The sequence below is a fragment of the Chitinophaga sp. genome (assembly GCF_036566945.1).
In the GTDB taxonomy this organism is placed as follows: domain Bacteria; phylum Bacteroidota; class Bacteroidia; order Chitinophagales; family Chitinophagaceae; genus Chitinophaga.
This window is the reverse complement of the sequence record NZ_DATCVJ010000096.1, coordinates 1-19,022: the sequence shown is the minus strand read 5'-3', so window position 1 is coordinate 19,022 and position 19,022 is coordinate 1. Positions and strand designations below refer to the sequence as shown.

Sequence of the window (19,022 nt, the reverse complement as noted above, 5' to 3'; positions counted from 1 at the left end):
GGCCCAATACCACCCAATATGCAGTAGGGGTTAATTCCTTAACATCCGGCTCCGTGAGTCTCAAAGGCAATGGCACAGAGGTGACCAGTAAAGCAGATTATGGTATCATTGCCCATAAAGGATTTTATTATTATCCAAGTACCAGCTCCACCATCGGCCGCTTTTCGAAATTTACACTGAAAAACAGCAAGCTTTCCATCGTGAAAGAAGTGCCCTTTACCTATCAGACAGGTGTTACCAGCTATGCCTGGGCCAATGATAATACCCTGATCTTAATTGGCACCAATGGTGATGGTAATAAAGTTTTATGCTCTGTGATAGACATCAACACGCTTAGCATCCAGAATAGTGAATTACCTGTGCAGGCCATTCCAAATGGATACCAGGGAATTGCCACCCGTGGCGTAGAATATGCCAATGGTAAACTCTATGTTGGTCTCGCATATACTGCCATATGGCCTGCCCCTGCTTATCCTAAAGCGATAGTAGCTATTTTCGATTTCCCTTCTCTTAGTTTGGTAACACAGTTGTAAGATGCACGTTCAGTAGGCATGGGACAATCAGATATGTGGATGTCCGGTTCTACTGTAGATGAGAAAGGAGACATCTACTACCTGGCTACTCCGGGCTGGTTATCCACCACACTTCCTTCTGCCGTTTACCGAATAAAAAATGGTACGACCATATATGATCCCAACTACTTCTTTAACATCAACACTTCTTCATTAGCTGCTCCCGCCATTGCACTCTGGGGCATTGGTGGCAGCCAGGCGATTGTGAAATACCAGGCGTTGCCGAGTGACAACTCCGATGCACAACATATTTATGGCTACGCCGTAATTGATCTGGCCAATGGTAAAGTAATACGCAAACTAACCGACGTGCCGTTAGACAAAGGCGAGATGCTGGAAACGGTGCTGGTAGAAGGAAACAATGCTTATATCATGTCTAATTCTCTCAACGGAAAAGACTATATATGGATTTATGATATTGCCAACGGAACCGTAAATCCCGGTCTTGAAATAGCAGGAGGTTACGACTATATGCTGCGTATCGACAAACTGAACTAAGCTCATTTTATCATGAAGTATTTTCCATTCTCCGGGATGGAAAGTACTTCTTTAATACTACCTGATGTCCTTTTCAAAAATTAATGCGTGGCTGCATCTATGGCTTGGCCTTATTTCGGGGCTGATCGTATGCTTTGTGTCTATCACGGGTTGTATCATTGTATTTGAACAGGAAATCAAAGAATGGTTGCATCCCTACCGGCATGCCACCGCTGCCCCCGGCACACCTATACAGCCACCATCGTTGTTGGTAGCTGCTGCAGAAAAAGCGATGCCGGGACTGAAAGCTACGAACATACAATATAAAGCGCCGGGGATAGCCGCCGAGGTATCCTTCCACTCTGATACGGTTGTATATGTAAATCCTTACACTGCAGCAGTAACAGGACTGGCAGATCATGAAGACTTTTTTCATGAAGTAACAGAAGGCCATACTTCACTCTGGCTGCCTCCTAAAATTGGCACGGCGGTAGTCATCTATAGCACACTGGTGTTTGCGATATTATTGATTACCGGCATCATATTGTGGTGGCCCAAAAAATGGAACCGGCATAATATCCGCAACAGCTTCTCTATTATGTGGAAAGCCAGATTCAAGCGGGTGAATTATGATTTGCATAATGTACTTGGTTTCTATACCCTGCCGGTGGCCCTGGTCATCGCTTTATCCGGATTATTTATGGGATTGGGTTGGTTTGGAAAAAGTGTTTACTGGATCGCTTCCGGTGGTCAATCAATGCCGGTATACTATGAACCACCTTCTGATACCACGTTAACTGCCGGTGCTACTCCCTTAAAAGTAATAGATCAGATCTGGTATAAAGCTGTACATACGCTGGCAGATAATAAAAGTACAGTAATGATTGTGGGCATTCCTGATCGTAAAGATGAATCTGTATATGTATATACCAATACAGAAGGCGCGCGTTACCAGGTACATTACTTTGATCAGGTAAGTGGTGCGTTGCTGAAAGGTACCGGAGTAGATGTAACGCGCTTCAGTGAAGCCAATGGCGGTGATCAGATACGCCGGTTAAACTACTCCCTGCATGTAGGATCTCTCTGGGGTATTCCTTCCAAAATAATTTACTTCATAGCGTCGCTGGTAGCTGCAAGTTTACCTATTACCGGGTTTTATGTATGGTGGGGAAAACGCAAAAAGAAGCCCCTCAAAAAGAAACAGCTGACAACTGCACGTGTATCCGAATAATGACGGCCTTTGTACGGCTCACGGGTATCTCATTTAAGCCTTGTCTGGAATGGCCTGTAACGCCGATTCCGTTAAATAAGGATAAAACATACTGGAAAAAATATGGCTGTAATGTGCTATTGCCTTCTTACCTCTCAGCTTCAAGGTCAGTTCATTATTGGAAAGCCAGAAATCTCCCACAATAAAAATCTGTGTGATGAGCGCCTGCAGCACTTCTGCAGGTATATCTTTCCTGAAAATGCCGTCGGCTTTGAACTTTTCAAATATTGCCAGGAACTCTTTTTCCCTTCGCTGTGTGAGCTGATAATAATCTTTCTTAATAGCAGGGATACGCAGGCTTATCTCTACAAAATGTAAAAATATAAAGCGATACTTATATACCAGTTCAAACGAACGATCCACGATGCTCATCACCGTGGCCAGATCAATTACCGGCAATGAGGCAATGGCTAGTACAATGGCATCGAAATCCATCGATAACCGCTCATAGAGGGTTTTGATAATTTCATCTGTATGTTTAAAATGATAATGCAAATTACCTCCACTGATGCCCATTTCCGCTGCAATATGCCGGCTGGTAATGGCATGTACCCCCTGGTCGTTATACAGTTCCATAGCTGTTTTGAGGATGCGTTCCTTCGTTTCCATACCCAAATTTAGAACAAATGATCTAATTTCTGAAATAATTAGTACATTTGTTCTAAACATACAGCAATGGATAACGAAACAACTGATCAGGCATCAGAAAATATGTCTCTGTTTCAGCGGCTGCGGAGTAGCATGCTGCCCATAAAACCCACGGATGGGTTACCGGCAAAAGTGCTGAAGGAAGGGGGATTTTACCTGTTTGCCATCATGATAGCACTGATTACCTTAACACTTGGCGGCGCCATCATGTTTGTATTATAAGATGAAAAGATTATTCGATCCTTTATTTCTTACTTACTGTCTCATATGGATAGTCATTCACCTGTGCAGGTACCTTCACCTGGCGGTTCCGCTGTTGAACGGCTATTTGACAGATTTCATTGCTGTGCCGGCAATGGCACATGTAACGCTCACTTTTACCCGTAGGTTTATTGTCCATAATTACGAGTATACGTATCCGTTATACTATCTGCTTTTCATCGCCCTGTATACGTCCATAATGTTTGAATGGATAATGCCTTATTATTCTGCCAGGTATACCGGCGATTGGTGGGATGTGGTCACCTATTTTGCCGGCAGCTTGTTTTACTATCGTTTTCATGGGAACCGAACCATTAAAGGCGCCGTCTCAAAAACAACAAGGTGATTATTCCACCAGCGCAGAAAGTCTTCAAATGGGGCTTATAATGCGTAAATAGATAGCTCCGGCGGCAAAGGTTAACACTCAGCCCAGTGCCGCTCCGCGACCGGCCGATATTTTATCCGAAGCAATAAGCGATCGCTATACCCTATCCACCGTTAGCGAATAACATGCAATACCGGTCATATCCTCTTCCTGCTCCAGCCTTTTTTTGAGTACATCGTCCAGCACAAAATGATGCCGCTCCAATAATTTTCTGGACCGCTCATTTGCCTCAACAGGTAATGCCGTAATTTTCCGGAGTTGCACTACTTCAAATCCGAAACGGATCACAGCGGGTAGCACTTCCTGCATCACACCTTTTCCGAAATATGCAGATTGCAGTTCATAGCCTATTTCTGCTTCTTCCAATGCCGGCACAATATTCCAGTAACAAATCGTACCAATAGGTTTATCAATGCCCTTCTCCGTGATCACCCAATACATGCTTTCCTGCCGGCCGATATAACCGAGGATTTTTTCCAGGAACTGTACGGCGCCCTCCACCGTAGTGGTGGGCTCCCTGCCCAGGAACTGGTTTACAAGCGGATCTGAACGCATTCTGAGAAAATCCGCTGCATCAGATAATACCGGCGCCCTTAAGAGAAAATGAGGCGTAGTTAATTCGGTTTGATATGTCAGCATACTTTAAATTTAGCCATTCTCCCGATATAAAAAAAGGTATGTATGAGTATCTTTGCGTGCAACAAAATATAAATCTCAATCCATGGAAAAGTTACTAAAAGAAGTCAGGATACTGAAAATCTATGCCTTAACCCTCACCATCATTTTTGCTTTATTTCTGTTCATGTCTTTCAGACCGGATATTACCCATCAAAAGTTCCAGGAAATTGATGTGGAACGTATTAATGTGGTAGAGAAAGATGGCACCCTTAAAATGGTCATTTCCAATAAAGCCAGGCAGCACCCCGGCATGTCGGATGGAAAAGATCTGAGCAAACGTGACAGATCTCCGGGTATCATCTTCTTCAACGGCGTGGGTGATGAATGCGGTGGCCTGATATATGAAGCAGACAAACAATCTGCCGGCATGGTGTACTCCGTAGATCAGTACAAAAACGATCAGGTAATGCAACTGCAGTACTCACAGAACACCAGCGGCGACAAAAAAGATCGCTCCTACGGTTTAAAAATATGGGATCAATCAGATGATTTTCCTTTGTCCGCACAAATAAAAGTCTTCGATTCTCTCGCGGCACTTAAAAACGAGGCCGTTTATGAAAAGGAAGTACAACGGATGTCTGATGCCGGATTATTAAATAAGGAGCGGCTGTTTATAGGTAAAACCAAAAAAGGAGAAGTAGGCTTATTTATTCGTGATGAAAAAGGAAAAACAAGGATAAAACTATATGTAGATAAAAATAACAAAACGGTCATAGAAATGCTCGATGAAAATGGGCAGCCCGTATCCAGATAATACTTCCCCAATAAGCAGTAATAGCCTGAATGGACCACCGCGATGGCTGTCCATTCAGGCTATTACTTTTAAAAGAACTTTAAGGATAACGAATACTATACCGGCCATGGATTCTGGTAGGTGGAGTTATTCAACTTCACTTCCCGCGATGACAGGGTTAACTGAATTTGTAAGGGTTGCTCATTGTTAGAGTTAAACAGTTCTGAATACGCTACGCAATAAGCATCTGTAAACTTCAGTTCCTTTAACCTCGACATGGAGTCGCGCCGGAAAAAGGTAATGCTGCCATTTTTTGTTTGGGTATTGGAGATCATCCAGTCAAACAAACTGGTTTCCCCGGCAGACTCTATCAGTAGATCAATGGAACCTCCTTTTGGGCGGGCAGCGGGTTTTCCATTATGGTCTGTGTTTTGGGTAAATGAAAACCTACACTCGAGGACATTCATTTCTTCCCCATCGATGTTGAGAACAGCTTTAAAAGACATAATTTATCTGGTTAACAAGCCCATTGCAAGGCGCAACAGGCAGGCAAAAAAATATGGTATACAGAATGAAAATACACATTTCTGTTTACATGTAGAAAAATGGCGGGTTATTTTTTCGGATGCCGGCTCAGTGATGATCTGGCGTACTTTTCAGCGTAGTAATGATATAATATTTAATGCCTATATAAGATCGAATGCCTGCGCGAAACTGGTCAGGTCGTAACTCGATTGTGCGCCGATTTTGGCTTTGATATTGCGCCGGTGTGTAACGGCTGTCTTTTCGGAAATACTGGCTTTAACGGCAATTTCTGCAGCACTCAGTCCCAGCGCCAGCAGGCGCAGGATTTCTTTCTCCCTTTTGGTAAGGGAGGAAAAAACATGCTGGTTACGGCGCAGGAAATTATTTTCTTCCAGCAGGCGGTTTACCTTACCCGTTACGTGGTGCAACGGATCGATTGGTGTGGCGCAGGTAATTACATGGGTAGGCCTTCCCCTTGTATCCCGTATAAAAACCCTGGTAGTACCCAGGTGCCAGGCCCAATCCCGTGAATGAGCCATCCGTACCTGTTGAAAAAACGTAACGATCATATTTGCTTCTGCCGGTGCATCCAGCATGGCAATGATCTTAGGCAGGTAGTCGGCCACATCATGTGGATTAAAGAAGGTATCGTAATACTTTGGCCCCATTTCCCGCAGCTCCTCAAGGGTTACCCCCAATTCCCGGCAGCCCCGTGGCGACATGTACTCTACATAGCTCTTCAATACGTTCATGACTATTACTACTACCGGAAGTTCATCGTCTATGGACTTTAAAGCGTTCAACTTTTCATCCAGCCCGGATTCATCATTTCTAAATGCAGCGTGCTCCATCATGTACCTGATATAAATCTTGTATAGGAATTTCTCTTAGAAGTTGGTTGATTATTGTGCTCCGGAAACAAATGTAGGTAAAAATAACAAAGGGTCCCTCACGAAGGAGAGACCCTTTTTTGGGGGTATAAAATACGGTGATTGATTAAATCAGGTGGATGACTTTATGAAAAGATGAATTGAAATCGGACTATTTTCACAAAGGTATGTTAAAGTCCATCGTAATCAAATACCTAATTGTGAGTATTTTTAAGAAAGAAACGCATCTTCACACAATATGAAATCTACTCCGCAACATTTGCTGGAAAGTCTTTCCCACATAGCGCCCATGGACGAAGAGGCCATGTCGTTATTTTTAGATAGCGCCCAACAACAGATAGTAAAAAAGGATGACTATCTATTGCAGGAAGGACATCGCTGCCACTACATTTGGTTCATTGAAACCGGTGCCTGCAGAGCCTTTTATGACAATGGCAAGAAAGAAACCAATACCACTTTTTACTTTGAAAATACTTTCTTTACTAACCTAAACAGCCTGCGGAACAACGTTTCCTCCGCCTATAATATCCAGGCAATAGAGGGCACTACTTTATGGAGATGGCATAAAGACGAGCTGTCCCGCCTCTACGGAATATCGCCAGGGATTGTTCTCTTTGGCCGCCAGTGGCTGGAACACCTGCTAATTGCACAGGAAACACATAACGACTGGCTCAAAAAAAACAACCCGGAAGAACGATACCAATCCATCTTAACCCATCATCCTGAACTAATACAACGTGTATCTCTTACACAACTCAGCTCCTACCTGGGTATTTCCCGGGAAACGCTCAGTCGCATCCGCCGCCGGATACAATAGCCGCGAATGTGACGTTTGACACAAAAGCGCATTCACCGGCCATATACCTTTGCATGACAAACTAACGGTCATGACTATACAACAACAAAAAGATTTTATCGGAAAATACATCGACGTCATCTGGAATCAGGGCGATACCTCCCGCCTGGAGGAATTTCTTCATCCATCCTTCACAGACCATGGCATCCCCGGCAACCTCCCGCCCAATGCGGAAGGACTCAAACAATGGATAGCCCAGACACATAGCTCCTTTGTGCCGGAAACGATCATAGAAGACCAGGTAACCGAAGATAATAAGAGCATGATCAAAATAACCATGCGCATGAAACATATCGGAACCTGGCGTGGAATAGCAGCTACCGGACTAACGGTAACGACTAAAGGTTATCGTTGCTTTCGATTGCAAAACAACCAGATCATTGAACATTGGGCACTGATAGATGGGGCAGCATTGGAAAAGGAGCTTTTAGCTTTTAGCCATTAGCTTTTAGTAATTGCAGCGGAGAGGATAAAATGTTCATCTCCGCTGCAATTACTAAAAGCTAAAAGCTAATAGCTAAAAGCTATTATTAGCCGCTATCAGCTTATTCACCACCTCTACGGAAGCAGCCGACCGCAGTCCATCTTCCGCGGTGTTGGTGACATAATCTACCAGTTGATCGATGGTGCTGACCGCTACATGCATTCTCGTATCTGAAGATGCATAGTATATGAACACCTTGCCATCATCGTCGGCAATCCAACCATTACTAAAGAGTACATTGGAAACATCGCCGACCCTTTCTTCCCCTTCCGGCGCCATAAAATAACCGCCCGGTTTATGAATAACGCGGGTAACGTTGGCCAGATCCGTCATAAAGAGGTAGAGCACATAGCGTAACCCAGCGGCCGTGTTACGTACGCCATGCGCCAGGTGCAGCCAGCCTTTGGCTGTTTTAATGGGAGCAGGGCCCAAACCGTTCTTGGCTTCATATACGGTATGATATACTTTTTCATCAATCACTATCTCTTCTTTCACCACCGCTGCTTCCATACAATCGGCCAGTCCAAAGCCAATGCCGCCACCGTTGCCGGTGTTAATAAAACCATCCTGCGGACGGGTATAAAAAGCATACTTACCATTTATAAACTCCGGATGCAACACCACGTTACGTTGCTGAGGAGAAGGCGTTACCAGGTCAGGTAAGCGTTCCCAGTCTGTAAGGTCACGGGTGCGCGCCAGTCCGCACTGCGCAATGGCCGCCGACTGATCTCCCGGCGAAGCCGCCGGATCCCGGCGCTCCGTACAAAACAATCCATAGATCCAGCCATCTTCGTGCTGCACCACCCGCATATCATACACGTTGGTATCCGGATCACTGGTTTCAGGCATCACAACAGGATGGGTATGAAAACGGAAATGATCAATACCATTATCGCTTTCTGCTACCGCAAAAAAAGACTTCCGGTCCATCCCTTCTACCCGTGCAATCAACAGGTACTTCCCGTTTAGCTTAATAGCACCGGCATTAAATACCCCATTTATGCCAAAGCGCTCCATCAGATAGGGGTTTTGGGGTTCCCTGAAATCATATCTCCAGGTAAGCGGTGTATGCATGGCCGTTAGTACGGGATAGGCGTACCTGTTATATATACCATTACCCGGGCTTATCTGCTTGTTCGGTCTTTCCATCAGCGCATCATATGCCTGTTGCAAAGCCTGTCTTCTCATATCAAAATTCATATACCAATTGTTAATGCTGCGGGGCATACATGCTTTCTTCGAAAACATCTTTCCCAAAAAGGGTTTGCGGTTGTTTATAAAATTCAATAAAGTCAGGAGCGGATACCTGCCCTTTGTAAGGCATATAATAGTGCATGCGTTTCATGGACTCGTTATATCCGTGGTTTCTCCATAATAATACCCACGCAATGCGATGGTTACCAATGGCTGGCGCCAGTGTTTTTGTCCACCACTGTGCATACGGTATTTGCTCATAGCCGGTTTCAGCCAGTGCGGTTATTTTATGTTTGGTTATAGCCAGGCTATCCAGGATGCCCAGTTGCGTATCGGTTTCCCGGATAAAATGGTCGCTCTTTTGCGGGTCATCGTACTGGTAAGCGTCAAAGCTGAGTACATCTGCCATATCATCTCCCGGATATCTCTCTAAAAATTCGGTACTATTTTTAAAATTCCCTGCTGTATTAAATACATACAACAGGTTATGTACCTGCTTTTCCTGTTGCAGGTAGTGGATGGTAAAACGCCAGAGGGTGATGAACTCGGCCGGTGTACAGGTATTGCGGCACCACCAGAACCAGTTGCCACTGAGTTCATGATAAGGCCGGAATAATACAGGGATCAGCTCTCCTTTTACGCCTTTCAGCGATAACATAAAGGCGGCTACTTTATCCAGCCACTCCTTATACATAGCGTGATGGACGCCGCCGGGCAATACGGCCGTAACAGTACCATGGGTAGTATCCCAGGCGTTGGCGCCGGGCACGCCCGGGCTGTTCACATGCCAGGTAATGCTGATCACACCGCCACGTTCATAACCCTCCCGGATAAACGAACGCATCTTTTTAAAGGGAACGCCGTCAATGTTAGCCGTTTTGTCATCCTGTTCAATATTGGCAATATCCCAGCCATACAAGGCCGGGTAATCGCCCGTCACATCTTTTATGTCACTTCTGCCGGCTTCGTATTTCCAGCCCACTCCATAGGCCAGATCATCCTGATGTCCCACCAGGTAACCTTTAGCGGAGCGTTCTTTCAAGCGATGGTAAAGCTGAACGGTTTCCCGGGTAGCCTGCTGATCGCAGGGGCCCTGCGCAAAAGCAGCATTGCTAACAAGCAGTAGTAATAAAACGGATAACTGGAATAAAAAACGCAAACGATCCATCTGTGAAATATTTTAAAACAATCCTATGGCATCTGTGTATGCTCAGCTATTCGCTTTGCTGAATTCCTGCAATCATACCCGTACTAATCATGCATTCGTTGATTGGGAAGTACCTCCATCGGTGAAGATGGTAAAAAATCCAGGCGTTGCTGCCGCGGGTAACGTTACCTGAATGGTTGTATCTGTGGAAGCAACGATCTGCGCATCCAGATCATTCATCTTCGCACTGGTAAGATGCAGGAACCCATTACCGATAATGTTAACGGCCGTACCTCCGGCTCCTCCCAGTGGGTCGAAGCTGTAGATGAACGGTACCGGCTGCAACACCTGGAAGTTAAATGTAACGGTACCAAAATTGGTGGTAACCGTGATTTTATTATTTACATTTTCTACTATTCTCTCCCGCAGTAAACCTGTACATGTTATTAACGGCAAGGAATACACGTAATTGTTTCGTATAGTCGTCACCGTTAATATCATTAGTGATCCGTTGTGCGGCACCTCTCAGGTCTTTTTTTATTCACGCTATCGTACCTGCTACTACCAGGTCATTCAGCCCAACACTGGCGGCAGGTAAGAAGTTAGCATTGTCATCTTTAACGATGTCAATGATTTTTCTGCTTTGAGCGGAGAAGTGAAGCTGGAAAATAAGACATAAGGATACCAGGCGTATCCATAGTGGTAGATACTGTTTCATAACGCGGCTTATTTAACACAAATATGACTTTAATTCAGATAGAATTGTAGTACTTTTTTATCTTTTAATTGTACTTTGATAGTCAGATGTGTAATACCAAATAGGTGTATAACATACACTAATTTCTATAAATCCCTTTATTAACAGTATTATTAGTAAATAGCGTAAAAATTGTATTTTACGTGAGATAACTTTGTTTTCATGATGCTTTTTTAGCAGAATAACCGATTCATACAGGTGCTAATCAATATATTATATTCCACGAAATGCCGTTATTATGAAAAGCAAATTATTGAGAGAGATCACGCCGCTGACCCAAAGTGATTGTTTCACATTATTTTCCAGAGAGAAGAAGGAGTTTGATTTCCCGTTGCATTACCATGATGAATTTGAATTAAACTTCATTCAGTATGCAAAAGGCGCCAAGCGCATTATTGGCGATCACATAGAAGAAATCGGAGAGCTGGAACTGGTGCTGGTAGGGCCTAATCTACAACATGGCTGGTTTACCAACAGGCATGAAGGCGGCACGATCAAAGAGATCACTATTCAATTTCACCGCGATCTGTTTGATGAAAAATTTTTACAGCGCAATCAGATGAACTTCATCAAAAATATGTTTGAGCGGTCATTGCGTGGTATTCTTTTTTCTCCAGAAACCACGCAACAGATCATGCCCCGGTTGATCCGTTTGCCGCAACAGCAGGGTTTTGATTCGGTGCTGGAATTAATGTCAATATTACATGATTTATCTACCAGCCGTAATATGCGTATCCTGTCTGATTCTACCTTCGGTAATACGGAAACGTTTTCCTACAATAGCCGACGGGTAGAAAAAATTATGACTTACCTGAATGCTAATTTTGATAAAAATATATCCCTGGGCGAAGCGGCTAAATTAGCAGCGATGACAGAAGTGGCTTTCAGCCGCTTTTTTAAAGCCAAAATCGGCAAAACGTTTGTAGATACGCTGATAGAAATCCGGCTGGGACATGCTTCCCGCCTGTTGATAGAAACCACCAATACCGTTAATGAAATCGCATATAAATGCGGATTCAATAATATCTCCAATTTCAACCGCATCTTTAAAAAGAAAAAAGATTGTACACCCAAAGAATTCAGGTTGGCTTATACCGCTTCCGGTACCCGGACCTTTGTATAATCAAAATATAGATTAGTCGTGTTTGTTTTACTAAATGTAAAATAAACTTGTCTTTTTGTAAGAAATACTTATCTTTATAAAAAGACCCTTATTATGAAATCACGTTATTTACTACCTCATTTCTACAAAAAAATCGGCGGTACTGTATTCCTGGCATTTCTTGCACTTTACGGGATACTTCTTCTGGGCTTTGACATAAAATGGCTGGATGCCAACAACGTTCATTTATCCGTGGATGGATTTGATGATGAAATCATTGTAAGTGGCCTTGTTCTCAGCCTCTTAATGATTGCTTTTTCTAAAGAAAAAAATGAAGATGAATTTATTGCTTCTGTTCGTCTGGAGTCGCTACAGTGGGGCATTTACATCAATTATGGATTACTACTGATTGGCACATGGACATTTTACGGGTTAAATTTTTTCTCGGTGATGGTATATAATATCTTTACGCCGCTGATATTTTTCATCCTTCGTTTCCACTATGTAATTATAAAAAACCGCAGAACTTTACCCTCATGAAAAACACGATAAAAGTGCAGCGGGCCATTCATAATATGACGCAGGAGGAGCTGGCGAAAAAAACCGGCGTATCCCGCCAAACCATTAACACCATTGAATCCGGAAAGTATGTACCCTCTACCGTACTGGCCCTTAAAATGGCAGTAATATTTAATGTAAGGGTAGAAGAAATCTTCTCGCTGGAAACCACAGATGAATAAAACATAAAATGCTCATATCTTCTTTTTCCACGTACGAATCTTTAAAGCTTACGGTAAAGTCGTACCTTTGCGGGATTCATGCAGACTTCTACTTTATTAAAGCCTAGTTGCTACGTAAACGATGCCGCTTTTGACTGGTTGTATCCCGAGAAGATACAACAACTATCAAGACGCCACTGGACGCCGATTAGCATTGCTAAAACAGCCGCCCGTTTTCTTGCTAATGAGCCGGGAAAAAAAATCCTGGATATTGGAAGCGGAGTTGGGAAATTTTGCCTGGTGGGTGCCCGTTTTTATCCGGAATCTACTTTTTTTGGTATTGAACAACGGGAAGAATTGCATCAGCAGGCCATGGAAGCTAAAGAGGTAATGCAGGCACGCAATGCGCATTTTATCCACGGCAATTTTACGCAGACAGACTTATCGGCATACGACGGTTTTTACTTCTATAATTCTTTCTTTGAAAACCTGGTCGACCAGGATCAGATAGACGACAAAGTAGAACAATCAACAAGTTTATATAATTATTATAGCCGCTACTTATTTAAGAAACTGGAAAGTAGTGCAAGCGGCACAAGACTCGTGACCTTTCATAGTCTTGAAGATGAGGTGCCACCCTGTTATCAGCTGGTGGATACTTCTATGGATTTAATGCTCAAAATGTGGATCAGAAGATAGGAATAAGCAATAAAAAAATTATTACCATGACGACAGATGAACATGCAGTATCGATAATGGCACAACTCAGTACCGCGAAGGACTACACGCAGGCAGATCAGATCCTGTCAGCAGCTGAAATAAATCATCAACAGTTATTAAAAGATATCCTCACTTCCCTTCAGGAAAAAATTGAAAATTTATCACCGCTGGACTGCAACAGTTCACAATGGAGTATTTACCGCTACGCACTCATGTGCATACGCAGGCACTCTATGATGGAACCTGCCTGATTTTCAGGCACTGATAGCCAGCTTTTTGTCGATCGCAGCTACCAGCGTTTCCGGTGAAAATGATTCCTGTAAATACAGATCAACAAATGCGTAACTGATTTCCAGTGATGGCGTAACCAGGTATACAGCTGGTACGGGCACGTCTGCGTTTACACCAGATACGCGGCCCCAGATGGGGTCTGATTCCCTGTAAATACCCGCTTTCCTGGCAATGCGGTGTTGTGCGTCGTGCACTACATCGAACGATAATGCTCCTGGATTTACAGCGGTAAAATGTTTCTTGTCTTCACTGGATACCACCAGCAAACGTGCACCGGCAGCTTCAATAGCCGCGTGGCTTTCCTGCAGTTGTTCTATCAAACGGTCGCCATAACCATTCCAATGCCACGAATAAAACGCGATCACCAATGGCTGCGCCGTGATATGATGCAGCGATGCACCCTGGTCCACATGGCCCAGTAATGCCGCGCTATTAATAATGCGTGATTCTTCCAGCAAAAATTCAGGGAAATATTGACCGGTATATAGCGGATTAATTTTTTCACGGGTTCTTACCGGACTGGGGAAATTTTCAGGAACCGGAGCCGGTAAGTAATCGGCGTATCTGTAGAGTGTTGACAGTGATGACATAATAAAGGCTTTTTTTAATGGCTGATAAAATGGCCGCTGTTATAGGTTTGGTGAATATTTTTTTACTATTGTGAAACGAAGATAGCAATAATATTTTAATCACCCTACTATTCCTATAGACTATTAGGATATTAAATTCTAAATAATTGATTCTTAAAGAGATAATATTCCCATTTTTTTTAATTAATTTGAAAGTAAGACCGTTTACCCAAAAAATTACCGCAAAAATATGCTGCTGAAACACAGACTATCACTCAGCCAGATCTTCTCCTTTACCTGGAAGGTAGATCTTATGTTGCTGGGATGCTGTACCCTCGTGTATCTACTGGATAAATACTGGTTGGCCGCACACGTATCCATCCCGGTGAGTGTGTCTGCAGTGTTGGGTACTGCTATTGCTTTTTTTATTGGGTTCAATAACAACCAGGCATACGACCGCTGGTGGGAGGCCCGGAAAATATGGGGGGCCCTGGTAAACGACTCCCGCACCTGGGGGCGCAGCATGCTGTATTATGCTGCCACTCCCGGCGACCCAACTACCCAGGCAGTGGTCCGCCACCTGATTTACCGGCACCTGGCATTCATCTGCGCCCTCAAAGCTTCCCTGCGCAAACGTCCGGACGACTATTATACCCGCTATCTTACCCAGGAAGAAATTACAGATGTGCAAAAACAAAGCAATATCCCCAATGCACTCCTGAACATGCAAACCCGCGACCTGCAACAACTCCGGGAATCAGGCGCCATAGATGGTTTTCGCTTTATTGAGCTGAATCAGATCCTGGTAAGACATTGCGATGCCATGGGACAATCCGAAAGAATTAAAAACACCGTATTTCCTCCCAGCTACGTATACTTCACCCAGATGTTCATTTGGTTTTATGTGATCATGAATACCCTCATGATGACCGAATCCATTGGCATGTGGGCCATCCTCTTCGGATGGATGTTTGGGTTTGTATTCCATGTCACTCACCTGAATGGCATCACCCTCATGAACCCTTTCGAATTCCAACCCCTGTCCATTCCACTCGATAATATTTCCAGAACAATAGAAATCAATATCATTGAGTTGCTGGGCGATGAACCCGTACCCGCGCCGGTACAACCAAGACTCAACGGGCTTTATATTATGTAAAAGCGGAGGGGAAGGCCTTCGGCCTCTGTCTTTATCCAGGATTAAATTGATTTTGATGATTTGGGGGATTTTAGTTCTCTTGTAAAACAACCGTTGCTCCTTTGTTTAGCGCTTTGGGCAATAAAGAAAGTATCTTTCTAAAAAAAGAAAAAAAACATCAAAATCAGTATAATCAGTATAATCCTGAACAAAGACAAAATCCGCGGTAATTCCTTATTTTTACAGCTATGACGTATGACCAATTATGTAATCTATATGCCCAGTCAGTAACACTCAAGATACTCCGGGCACGTAGCGCGCCAATGATGCTGTCATTTTTTCATTACACATTCAAGGAAAAAAACCATACCACCATTTCCAATGTGGAACTGGTAACCCGTTTATCAGATTACCTGGGCGTAACCGGTTATCAGGCCACTGATGATGAAATAGACGCTACCAGCCTGCTGGAACACGATGATGTGAAAGCCCGGAAATATATTGATCAGTGGAGCAACAAAGGCTTCCTCCGCAAATATCCGGACGACGATGGACAGGATATCCATGAACTCAGCAGCGACATGGAAAAAGTAATGCACTGGGTATCCACTCTCCAGAAACGCGAATTTGTTGGAACAGAAAGCCGCTTCAAAGATATTTTCTCTAAACTCAAAGAACTCATCGATCAGAGTAACAAAGACCCTGAACAAAGAATTCAGGAGCTGGAGAAAAAGAAATATGAAATAGAACAGGAAATAAAAGCCATCACCATCACCGGTAAAGTACAGGTGTTTGATGATACTCAGATAAAAGAAAGATTTTACGATGTTAACCGCATGTCGCGCGAACTCCTGAGCGATTTTAAAGAAGTAGAACAAAACTTTGAACAAATCACCCAGGAAATATACCGTAAACAAAGTGAAAGAGACATCGCCAAAGGCGCTCTGCTGGCCTATACGCTTGACTCCTTCGAAGCCCTCCGTCAAAAAGATCAGGGCAAAAGTTTCTATTCTTTCTGGCAATTCCTGATGGATGAAAACAAGCAGGAAGAAATGCGGGAACTCATTGAAAAACTGTATTCCCTGCTGGAAGACCGGAACATCGAATACAAAAATGACCGCTTCCTCAAAAAGCTTAAGCAATTCCTGCACGCTTCCGGGAAAAAAGTAATTGATGCCAATAAAAAACTGAGCGATAAACTCAGCCGGGTACTCAGTGAAAATAATCTCACCGACCACAGAAAAGCGATGGAACTCATCAACGATATCCGGCAACTGGCTTTTCAGTCGCTCGATAATCAGCCTGGTGAAGAATTTTTCATAGAGATAGAAAGTGATCCGGAACTGGACCTGCTGGACCGCTGGGAAATGGCCGATGAAAAGAAACCGAATGTAGAAGTAGAATTTCCTGATGGCATGGGGGGCACCGAATTTGATCCCCATGACCTCAACGCGTTATTTAACCATTTCAATATAGACCGCGCCCTGCTGGAAGACCGCATTTCCACACAGCTGCAAAGCAAAAAGCAAGTCAGCCTCAAAGAACTGGTAGACATCTATGGCGCCGAAAAAGGGCTCACAGAACTGATTACCTATTTTTCCATCGCCAGCCAGTCGGCTCACCATATTATTCTGGAAACACCAGACCCGGTGATGCTGGGCAGCCGCACTATCAACATGCCCATGGTGCTGTTTACTAATTCACAAAACTAACTACATGGCCGAGAAAAATATATCTCCCTTTGCACACGTGTTTCTAAAACTCTTGCAGGGACCTGTATACGAAGAAGATAAATCTTACTGGAAAGACCTGCTCGGATGGCAGACAGAACTGAGCAAGTACCTGCAACAAACAGGTTTACAACTCATCGTCAGCGAAGCAGATGGTTTTGCACGCATCGTACAACCCGAGGCAGATGAAACCAGCGAAAAACCACTGCCTCGCCTCATGCGCAAAACAAGACTCACCTACGAAGCCACCCTGCTTTGTATAGTGCTCCGTGAGGCCCTCGATGAATTCGATATCCAGGGAAATGGTACCCGTCTTTTTATGACCCAAAAAGAAATCAAAGAAAGACTGGCCCTCTTCTTCAAAGAACGACACAACAAATCAAAACTGCTGAAAGATCTCAACAAACCTATCAATAGCCTGTTAAACGTAGGGATCTTGAAAATTACCCGGGAGGACGCTGCTAATAAGGAGCTGCATCAATACGAGGTAAAAAGGATTATCAAAGCACTGGTGAATAACGAGAAACTGGAAGAAATAAAATCAAAATTAAAACTGCATGTCCACCCTGTTCAATAGCGATTCAAAAGAAAGTGGATTCCGGTTGCATTACCTCGAAATATACAACTGGGGCACTTTCCATAATAAAATATACCGGCTCAATACCAATGGCAATACCTCCCTGCTCACAGGCGCCAATGGTAGCGGCAAAACCACCCTCATCGATGCCCTGCTGACACTGCTCGTGCCTGCCGGCAAACGATTTTATAACCAGTCGTCCGGTACCGAACAACGAAAAGACCGCGGCGAAGAATCTTACTTCTGGGGCTACTACGGAAAAACATTCTCCGAAGATTCCCTCCAGTCAAAAACAGAACAACTCCGTCATAAAGAAAACAATCCGTACTCCGTACTGCTCGCATACTTTTATAATGCCGCCACGATGCACCAAATCACGCTCGCACAAGTGAGATGGCATTCCGGAGAACTGAAAAGACAATACATCGTATCTCCCCATAAACTCAATATCAACGACCATTTCGGTAATGGTAAATTTGATGTGAAAGGAGACTGGAAAAAAAGACTGCGCCTCGAATTTCCCAAAACGGAAATCACCGACAGCTTCAAAGAATACGCCGCCCTGTTCAGTAACATCTTCGGTCTGAGAAGTGAAAAAGCCCTGTCGCTCTTTAACCAAACCGTAGGGATCAAAGTACTCGGCGACCTGAACACCTTTATCCGTGGGCAGATGCTGGAAGAAACTGACAGCGAAAATGAATTTCTGAAACTGCGCGAAAACTACGACAGCCTGCTTACCAGCCACCGCGCTATTCAGAAAGATGAAACCCAGTTGAAAATGCTGGGGCCCATTATCGATAACAAAGCCGCCTGGCAACAACTGCAGGACCGCAACCGCGAACTGCAAATGCTACAGGATATCCTGCCCACCTGGTTCAACAAACAGGAAAAAGATATCCTGGAGAAAGAACTGGAAGTACTGCAAAAAGAACAACAGAAGACCACCAGTACGCTCGCCGGCATCAACGAACACCTGCAATCACTCAACCTCCGTAAAGACGAGCTGATAGCCCAGAAAGCCAATAACAGCGTTGACGAACAATTGCGCTCTATTGAAAAATCCATCCACTACGAACAAAAGGCACTCGAAGCCAAACGTAATAAGATGGAAGAATACAACACGCTGGCAGACAGACTGGAACTCGCCCCCAATCCCGATGAGCAACAGTTCCATGAAAATATTACCGGCGCAGAACAACTGAAAGCAGGACACGATAAACAGCTGGAAACATTACAGGAAGAAATGTTCCATCACAAAAGCAGCCTGGCGGCCGAAAGGGCGCAGGCATCCCGACTGGA

At 44.0% G+C, this 19,022-nt stretch carries 26 protein-coding genes; 17 read left to right on the top strand and 9 right to left on the bottom strand.

Annotated features, from left to right (window positions below; translation table 11 throughout):
- The 3 genes from VIP81_RS02870 to VIP81_RS02860 all read left to right on the top strand — a co-directional run.
- Positions 1-533 (top strand): hypothetical protein (locus VIP81_RS02870; protein ID WP_331956972.1); only part of this gene is annotated, 533 nt, incomplete at its 5' end.
- A gap of 39 nt (positions 534-572) precedes the next feature.
- The gene (locus VIP81_RS02865; protein ID WP_331956971.1) at positions 573-1,070 is read left to right on the top strand and encodes a DUF4374 domain-containing protein; all 498 of its coding nucleotides are present in this window, start codon (positions 573-575) and stop codon (positions 1,068-1,070) included.
- A gap of 64 nt (positions 1,071-1,134) precedes the next feature.
- Positions 1,135-2,280, top strand: a complete 1,146-nt coding sequence (locus VIP81_RS02860) for a PepSY-associated TM helix domain-containing protein (RefSeq protein WP_331956970.1) — start codon at positions 1,135-1,137, stop codon at positions 2,278-2,280.
- A 33-nt stretch (positions 2,281-2,313) separates the two neighbouring features.
- On the opposite strand, the gene VIP81_RS02855 is transcribed toward VIP81_RS02860, so the two are convergent.
- Positions 2,314-2,928 carry a TetR/AcrR family transcriptional regulator gene (locus tag VIP81_RS02855; protein ID WP_331956969.1) on the bottom strand — a complete coding sequence of 205 codons (615 nt, stop codon included), beginning with the start codon at positions 2,926-2,928 and terminating at the stop codon, positions 2,314-2,316.
- Positions 2,929-2,994: 66 nt separating this feature from the next.
- Between VIP81_RS02855 and VIP81_RS02850 the strand changes: the two genes are divergently transcribed.
- Entirely contained in the window at positions 2,995-3,189 is a 195-nt protein-coding gene (locus VIP81_RS02850; protein ID WP_331956968.1) for a hypothetical protein, read from the top strand.
- A 1-nt stretch (position 3,190) separates the two neighbouring features.
- Complete coding sequence (locus VIP81_RS02845; protein WP_331956967.1) at positions 3,191-3,574, top strand: hypothetical protein; 384 nt, start codon at positions 3,191-3,193, stop codon at positions 3,572-3,574.
- A 135-nt stretch (positions 3,575-3,709) separates the two neighbouring features.
- On the opposite strand, the gene VIP81_RS02840 is transcribed toward VIP81_RS02845, so the two are convergent.
- The gene (locus VIP81_RS02840; protein ID WP_331956966.1) at positions 3,710-4,252 is read right to left on the bottom strand and encodes a GNAT family N-acetyltransferase; all 543 of its coding nucleotides are present in this window, start codon (positions 4,250-4,252) and stop codon (positions 3,710-3,712) included.
- Positions 4,253-4,334: 82 nt separating this feature from the next.
- On the opposite strand from VIP81_RS02840, the gene VIP81_RS02835 reads away from it, so the two are divergent.
- The gene (locus tag VIP81_RS02835) at positions 4,335-5,045 is read left to right on the top strand and encodes a hypothetical protein (protein WP_331956965.1); all 711 of its coding nucleotides are present in this window, start codon (positions 4,335-4,337) and stop codon (positions 5,043-5,045) included.
- 95 nt (positions 5,046-5,140) lie between these two features.
- Here the strand turns inward: VIP81_RS02835 and tssD are convergent, their stop codons facing one another.
- On the bottom strand, positions 5,141-5,530 hold the full coding sequence (gene tssD, locus VIP81_RS02830; RefSeq protein WP_133806803.1) for a type VI secretion system tube protein TssD: 390 nt from the start codon (positions 5,528-5,530) through the stop codon (positions 5,141-5,143).
- A gap of 180 nt (positions 5,531-5,710) precedes the next feature.
- Positions 5,711-6,403 carry a helix-turn-helix transcriptional regulator gene (locus tag VIP81_RS02825; RefSeq protein ID WP_331956964.1) on the bottom strand — a complete coding sequence of 231 codons (693 nt, stop codon included), beginning with the start codon at positions 6,401-6,403 and terminating at the stop codon, positions 5,711-5,713.
- A 274-nt stretch (positions 6,404-6,677) separates the two neighbouring features.
- Here VIP81_RS02825 and VIP81_RS02820 point away from each other — a divergent pair, with 274 nt between their 5' ends.
- Both VIP81_RS02820 and VIP81_RS02815 read left to right on the top strand, forming a co-directional pair.
- The gene (locus VIP81_RS02820; protein ID WP_331956963.1) at positions 6,678-7,256 is read left to right on the top strand and encodes a Crp/Fnr family transcriptional regulator; all 579 of its coding nucleotides are present in this window, start codon (positions 6,678-6,680) and stop codon (positions 7,254-7,256) included.
- A gap of 70 nt (positions 7,257-7,326) precedes the next feature.
- A complete protein-coding gene (locus VIP81_RS02815) occupies positions 7,327-7,740 on the top strand; it encodes an ester cyclase (RefSeq protein ID WP_331956962.1) in 414 nt (137 codons plus the stop codon).
- A gap of 72 nt (positions 7,741-7,812) precedes the next feature.
- Here the strand turns inward: VIP81_RS02815 and VIP81_RS02810 are convergent, their stop codons facing one another.
- From VIP81_RS02810 to VIP81_RS02795, 4 genes are all read right to left on the bottom strand, one after another.
- On the bottom strand, positions 7,813-8,979 hold the full coding sequence (locus VIP81_RS02810; RefSeq protein WP_331956961.1) for a glycosidase: 1,167 nt from the start codon (positions 8,977-8,979) through the stop codon (positions 7,813-7,815).
- Between the two features lie 10 nt (positions 8,980-8,989).
- A complete protein-coding gene (locus tag VIP81_RS02805) occupies positions 8,990-10,141 on the bottom strand; it encodes a glycoside hydrolase family 26 protein (RefSeq protein ID WP_331956960.1) in 1,152 nt (383 codons plus the stop codon).
- A gap of 87 nt (positions 10,142-10,228) precedes the next feature.
- The gene (locus VIP81_RS02800; protein WP_331956959.1) at positions 10,229-10,576 is read right to left on the bottom strand and encodes an IPT/TIG domain-containing protein; all 348 of its coding nucleotides are present in this window, start codon (positions 10,574-10,576) and stop codon (positions 10,229-10,231) included.
- 85 nt (positions 10,577-10,661) lie between these two features.
- Positions 10,662-10,838 carry a hypothetical protein gene (locus VIP81_RS02795; RefSeq protein ID WP_331956958.1) on the bottom strand — a complete coding sequence of 59 codons (177 nt, stop codon included), beginning with the start codon at positions 10,836-10,838 and terminating at the stop codon, positions 10,662-10,664.
- A gap of 277 nt (positions 10,839-11,115) precedes the next feature.
- Between VIP81_RS02795 and VIP81_RS02790 the strand changes: the two genes are divergently transcribed.
- The 5 genes from VIP81_RS02790 (at position 11,116) to VIP81_RS02770 (ending at position 13,669) form a co-directional block, all read left to right on the top strand.
- Positions 11,116-12,000: an AraC family transcriptional regulator gene (locus VIP81_RS02790; protein WP_331956957.1), complete on the top strand. Its 885-nt coding sequence runs from the start codon at positions 11,116-11,118 to the stop codon at positions 11,998-12,000.
- A gap of 93 nt (positions 12,001-12,093) precedes the next feature.
- Complete coding sequence (locus VIP81_RS02785) at positions 12,094-12,519, top strand: hypothetical protein (RefSeq protein WP_331956956.1); 426 nt, start codon at positions 12,094-12,096, stop codon at positions 12,517-12,519.
- Positions 12,516-12,719 carry a helix-turn-helix transcriptional regulator gene (locus VIP81_RS02780; RefSeq protein ID WP_331956955.1) on the top strand — a complete coding sequence of 68 codons (204 nt, stop codon included), beginning with the start codon at positions 12,516-12,518 and terminating at the stop codon, positions 12,717-12,719. Before VIP81_RS02785 ends, VIP81_RS02780 begins: the two co-directional genes overlap by 4 nt.
- Positions 12,720-12,797: 78 nt before the next feature.
- Positions 12,798-13,397 carry a methyltransferase domain-containing protein gene (locus VIP81_RS02775; RefSeq protein ID WP_331956954.1) on the top strand — a complete coding sequence of 200 codons (600 nt, stop codon included), beginning with the start codon at positions 12,798-12,800 and terminating at the stop codon, positions 13,395-13,397.
- A 26-nt stretch (positions 13,398-13,423) separates the two neighbouring features.
- Positions 13,424-13,669, top strand: a complete 246-nt coding sequence (locus tag VIP81_RS02770; RefSeq protein ID WP_331956953.1) for a hypothetical protein — start codon at positions 13,424-13,426, stop codon at positions 13,667-13,669.
- A 3-nt stretch (positions 13,670-13,672) separates the two neighbouring features.
- Here VIP81_RS02770 and VIP81_RS02765 read toward each other — a convergent pair whose 3' ends face one another.
- Positions 13,673-14,299 carry a redoxin domain-containing protein gene (locus VIP81_RS02765; protein WP_331956952.1) on the bottom strand — a complete coding sequence of 209 codons (627 nt, stop codon included), beginning with the start codon at positions 14,297-14,299 and terminating at the stop codon, positions 13,673-13,675.
- A gap of 229 nt (positions 14,300-14,528) precedes the next feature.
- Between VIP81_RS02765 and VIP81_RS02760 the strand changes: the two genes are divergently transcribed.
- The 4 genes from VIP81_RS02760 to VIP81_RS02745 form a co-directional block, all read left to right on the top strand.
- Positions 14,529-15,437 (top strand): bestrophin family protein, encoded by a 909-nt coding sequence (locus tag VIP81_RS02760; protein ID WP_331956951.1) that lies wholly within the window; start codon positions 14,529-14,531, stop codon positions 15,435-15,437.
- A 227-nt stretch (positions 15,438-15,664) separates the two neighbouring features.
- Positions 15,665-17,128, top strand: coding sequence for a DUF3375 domain-containing protein (locus tag VIP81_RS02755; protein WP_331956950.1), 1,464 nt, complete (start codon positions 15,665-15,667; stop codon positions 17,126-17,128).
- A gap of 4 nt (positions 17,129-17,132) precedes the next feature.
- A complete protein-coding gene (locus VIP81_RS02750) occupies positions 17,133-17,723 on the top strand; it encodes a DUF4194 domain-containing protein (protein ID WP_331956949.1) in 591 nt (196 codons plus the stop codon).
- Positions 17,704-19,022 (top strand): ATP-binding protein (locus VIP81_RS02745; protein ID WP_331956948.1); only part of this gene is annotated, 1,319 nt, incomplete at its 3' end. The genes VIP81_RS02750 and VIP81_RS02745, both read left to right, overlap by 20 nt.

Excerpts from the sequence above, each read along its gene's own strand:
- VIP81_RS02865 (WP_331956971.1), top strand. The coding sequence starts at position 573 with ATGTCCGGTTCTACTGTAGATGAGAAAGGAGACATCTACTACCTGGCT.
- VIP81_RS02860 (WP_331956970.1), top strand. The coding sequence starts at position 1,135 with ATGTCCTTTTCAAAAATTAATGCGTGGCTGCATCTATGGCTTGGCCTT.
- VIP81_RS02855 (WP_331956969.1), bottom strand. The coding sequence starts at position 2,928 with ATGGAAACGAAGGAACGCATCCTCAAAACAGCTATGGAACTGTATAAC.
- VIP81_RS02850 (WP_331956968.1), top strand. The coding sequence starts at position 2,995 with ATGGATAACGAAACAACTGATCAGGCATCAGAAAATATGTCTCTGTTT.
- VIP81_RS02845 (WP_331956967.1), top strand. The coding sequence starts at position 3,191 with ATGAAAAGATTATTCGATCCTTTATTTCTTACTTACTGTCTCATATGG.
- VIP81_RS02840 (WP_331956966.1), bottom strand. The coding sequence starts at position 4,252 with ATGCTGACATATCAAACCGAATTAACTACGCCTCATTTTCTCTTAAGG.
- VIP81_RS02835 (WP_331956965.1), top strand. The coding sequence starts at position 4,335 with ATGGAAAAGTTACTAAAAGAAGTCAGGATACTGAAAATCTATGCCTTA.
- tssD (WP_133806803.1), bottom strand. The coding sequence starts at position 5,530 with ATGTCTTTTAAAGCTGTTCTCAACATCGATGGGGAAGAAATGAATGTC.
- VIP81_RS02825 (WP_331956964.1), bottom strand. The coding sequence starts at position 6,403 with ATGATGGAGCACGCTGCATTTAGAAATGATGAATCCGGGCTGGATGAA.
- VIP81_RS02820 (WP_331956963.1), top strand. The coding sequence starts at position 6,678 with ATGAAATCTACTCCGCAACATTTGCTGGAAAGTCTTTCCCACATAGCG.
- VIP81_RS02815 (WP_331956962.1), top strand. The coding sequence starts at position 7,327 with ATGACTATACAACAACAAAAAGATTTTATCGGAAAATACATCGACGTC.
- VIP81_RS02810 (WP_331956961.1), bottom strand. The coding sequence starts at position 8,979 with ATGAATTTTGATATGAGAAGACAGGCTTTGCAACAGGCATATGATGCG.
- VIP81_RS02805 (WP_331956960.1), bottom strand. The coding sequence starts at position 10,141 with ATGGATCGTTTGCGTTTTTTATTCCAGTTATCCGTTTTATTACTACTG.
- VIP81_RS02795 (WP_331956958.1), bottom strand. The coding sequence starts at position 10,838 with ATGAAACAGTATCTACCACTATGGATACGCCTGGTATCCTTATGTCTT.
- VIP81_RS02790 (WP_331956957.1), top strand. The coding sequence starts at position 11,116 with ATGAAAAGCAAATTATTGAGAGAGATCACGCCGCTGACCCAAAGTGAT.
- VIP81_RS02785 (WP_331956956.1), top strand. The coding sequence starts at position 12,094 with ATGAAATCACGTTATTTACTACCTCATTTCTACAAAAAAATCGGCGGT.
- VIP81_RS02780 (WP_331956955.1), top strand. The coding sequence starts at position 12,516 with ATGAAAAACACGATAAAAGTGCAGCGGGCCATTCATAATATGACGCAG.
- VIP81_RS02775 (WP_331956954.1), top strand. The coding sequence starts at position 12,798 with ATGCAGACTTCTACTTTATTAAAGCCTAGTTGCTACGTAAACGATGCC.
- VIP81_RS02770 (WP_331956953.1), top strand. The coding sequence starts at position 13,424 with ATGACGACAGATGAACATGCAGTATCGATAATGGCACAACTCAGTACC.
- VIP81_RS02765 (WP_331956952.1), bottom strand. The coding sequence starts at position 14,299 with ATGTCATCACTGTCAACACTCTACAGATACGCCGATTACTTACCGGCT.
- VIP81_RS02760 (WP_331956951.1), top strand. The coding sequence starts at position 14,529 with ATGCTGCTGAAACACAGACTATCACTCAGCCAGATCTTCTCCTTTACC.
- VIP81_RS02755 (WP_331956950.1), top strand. The coding sequence starts at position 15,665 with ATGACGTATGACCAATTATGTAATCTATATGCCCAGTCAGTAACACTC.
- VIP81_RS02750 (WP_331956949.1), top strand. The coding sequence starts at position 17,133 with ATGGCCGAGAAAAATATATCTCCCTTTGCACACGTGTTTCTAAAACTC.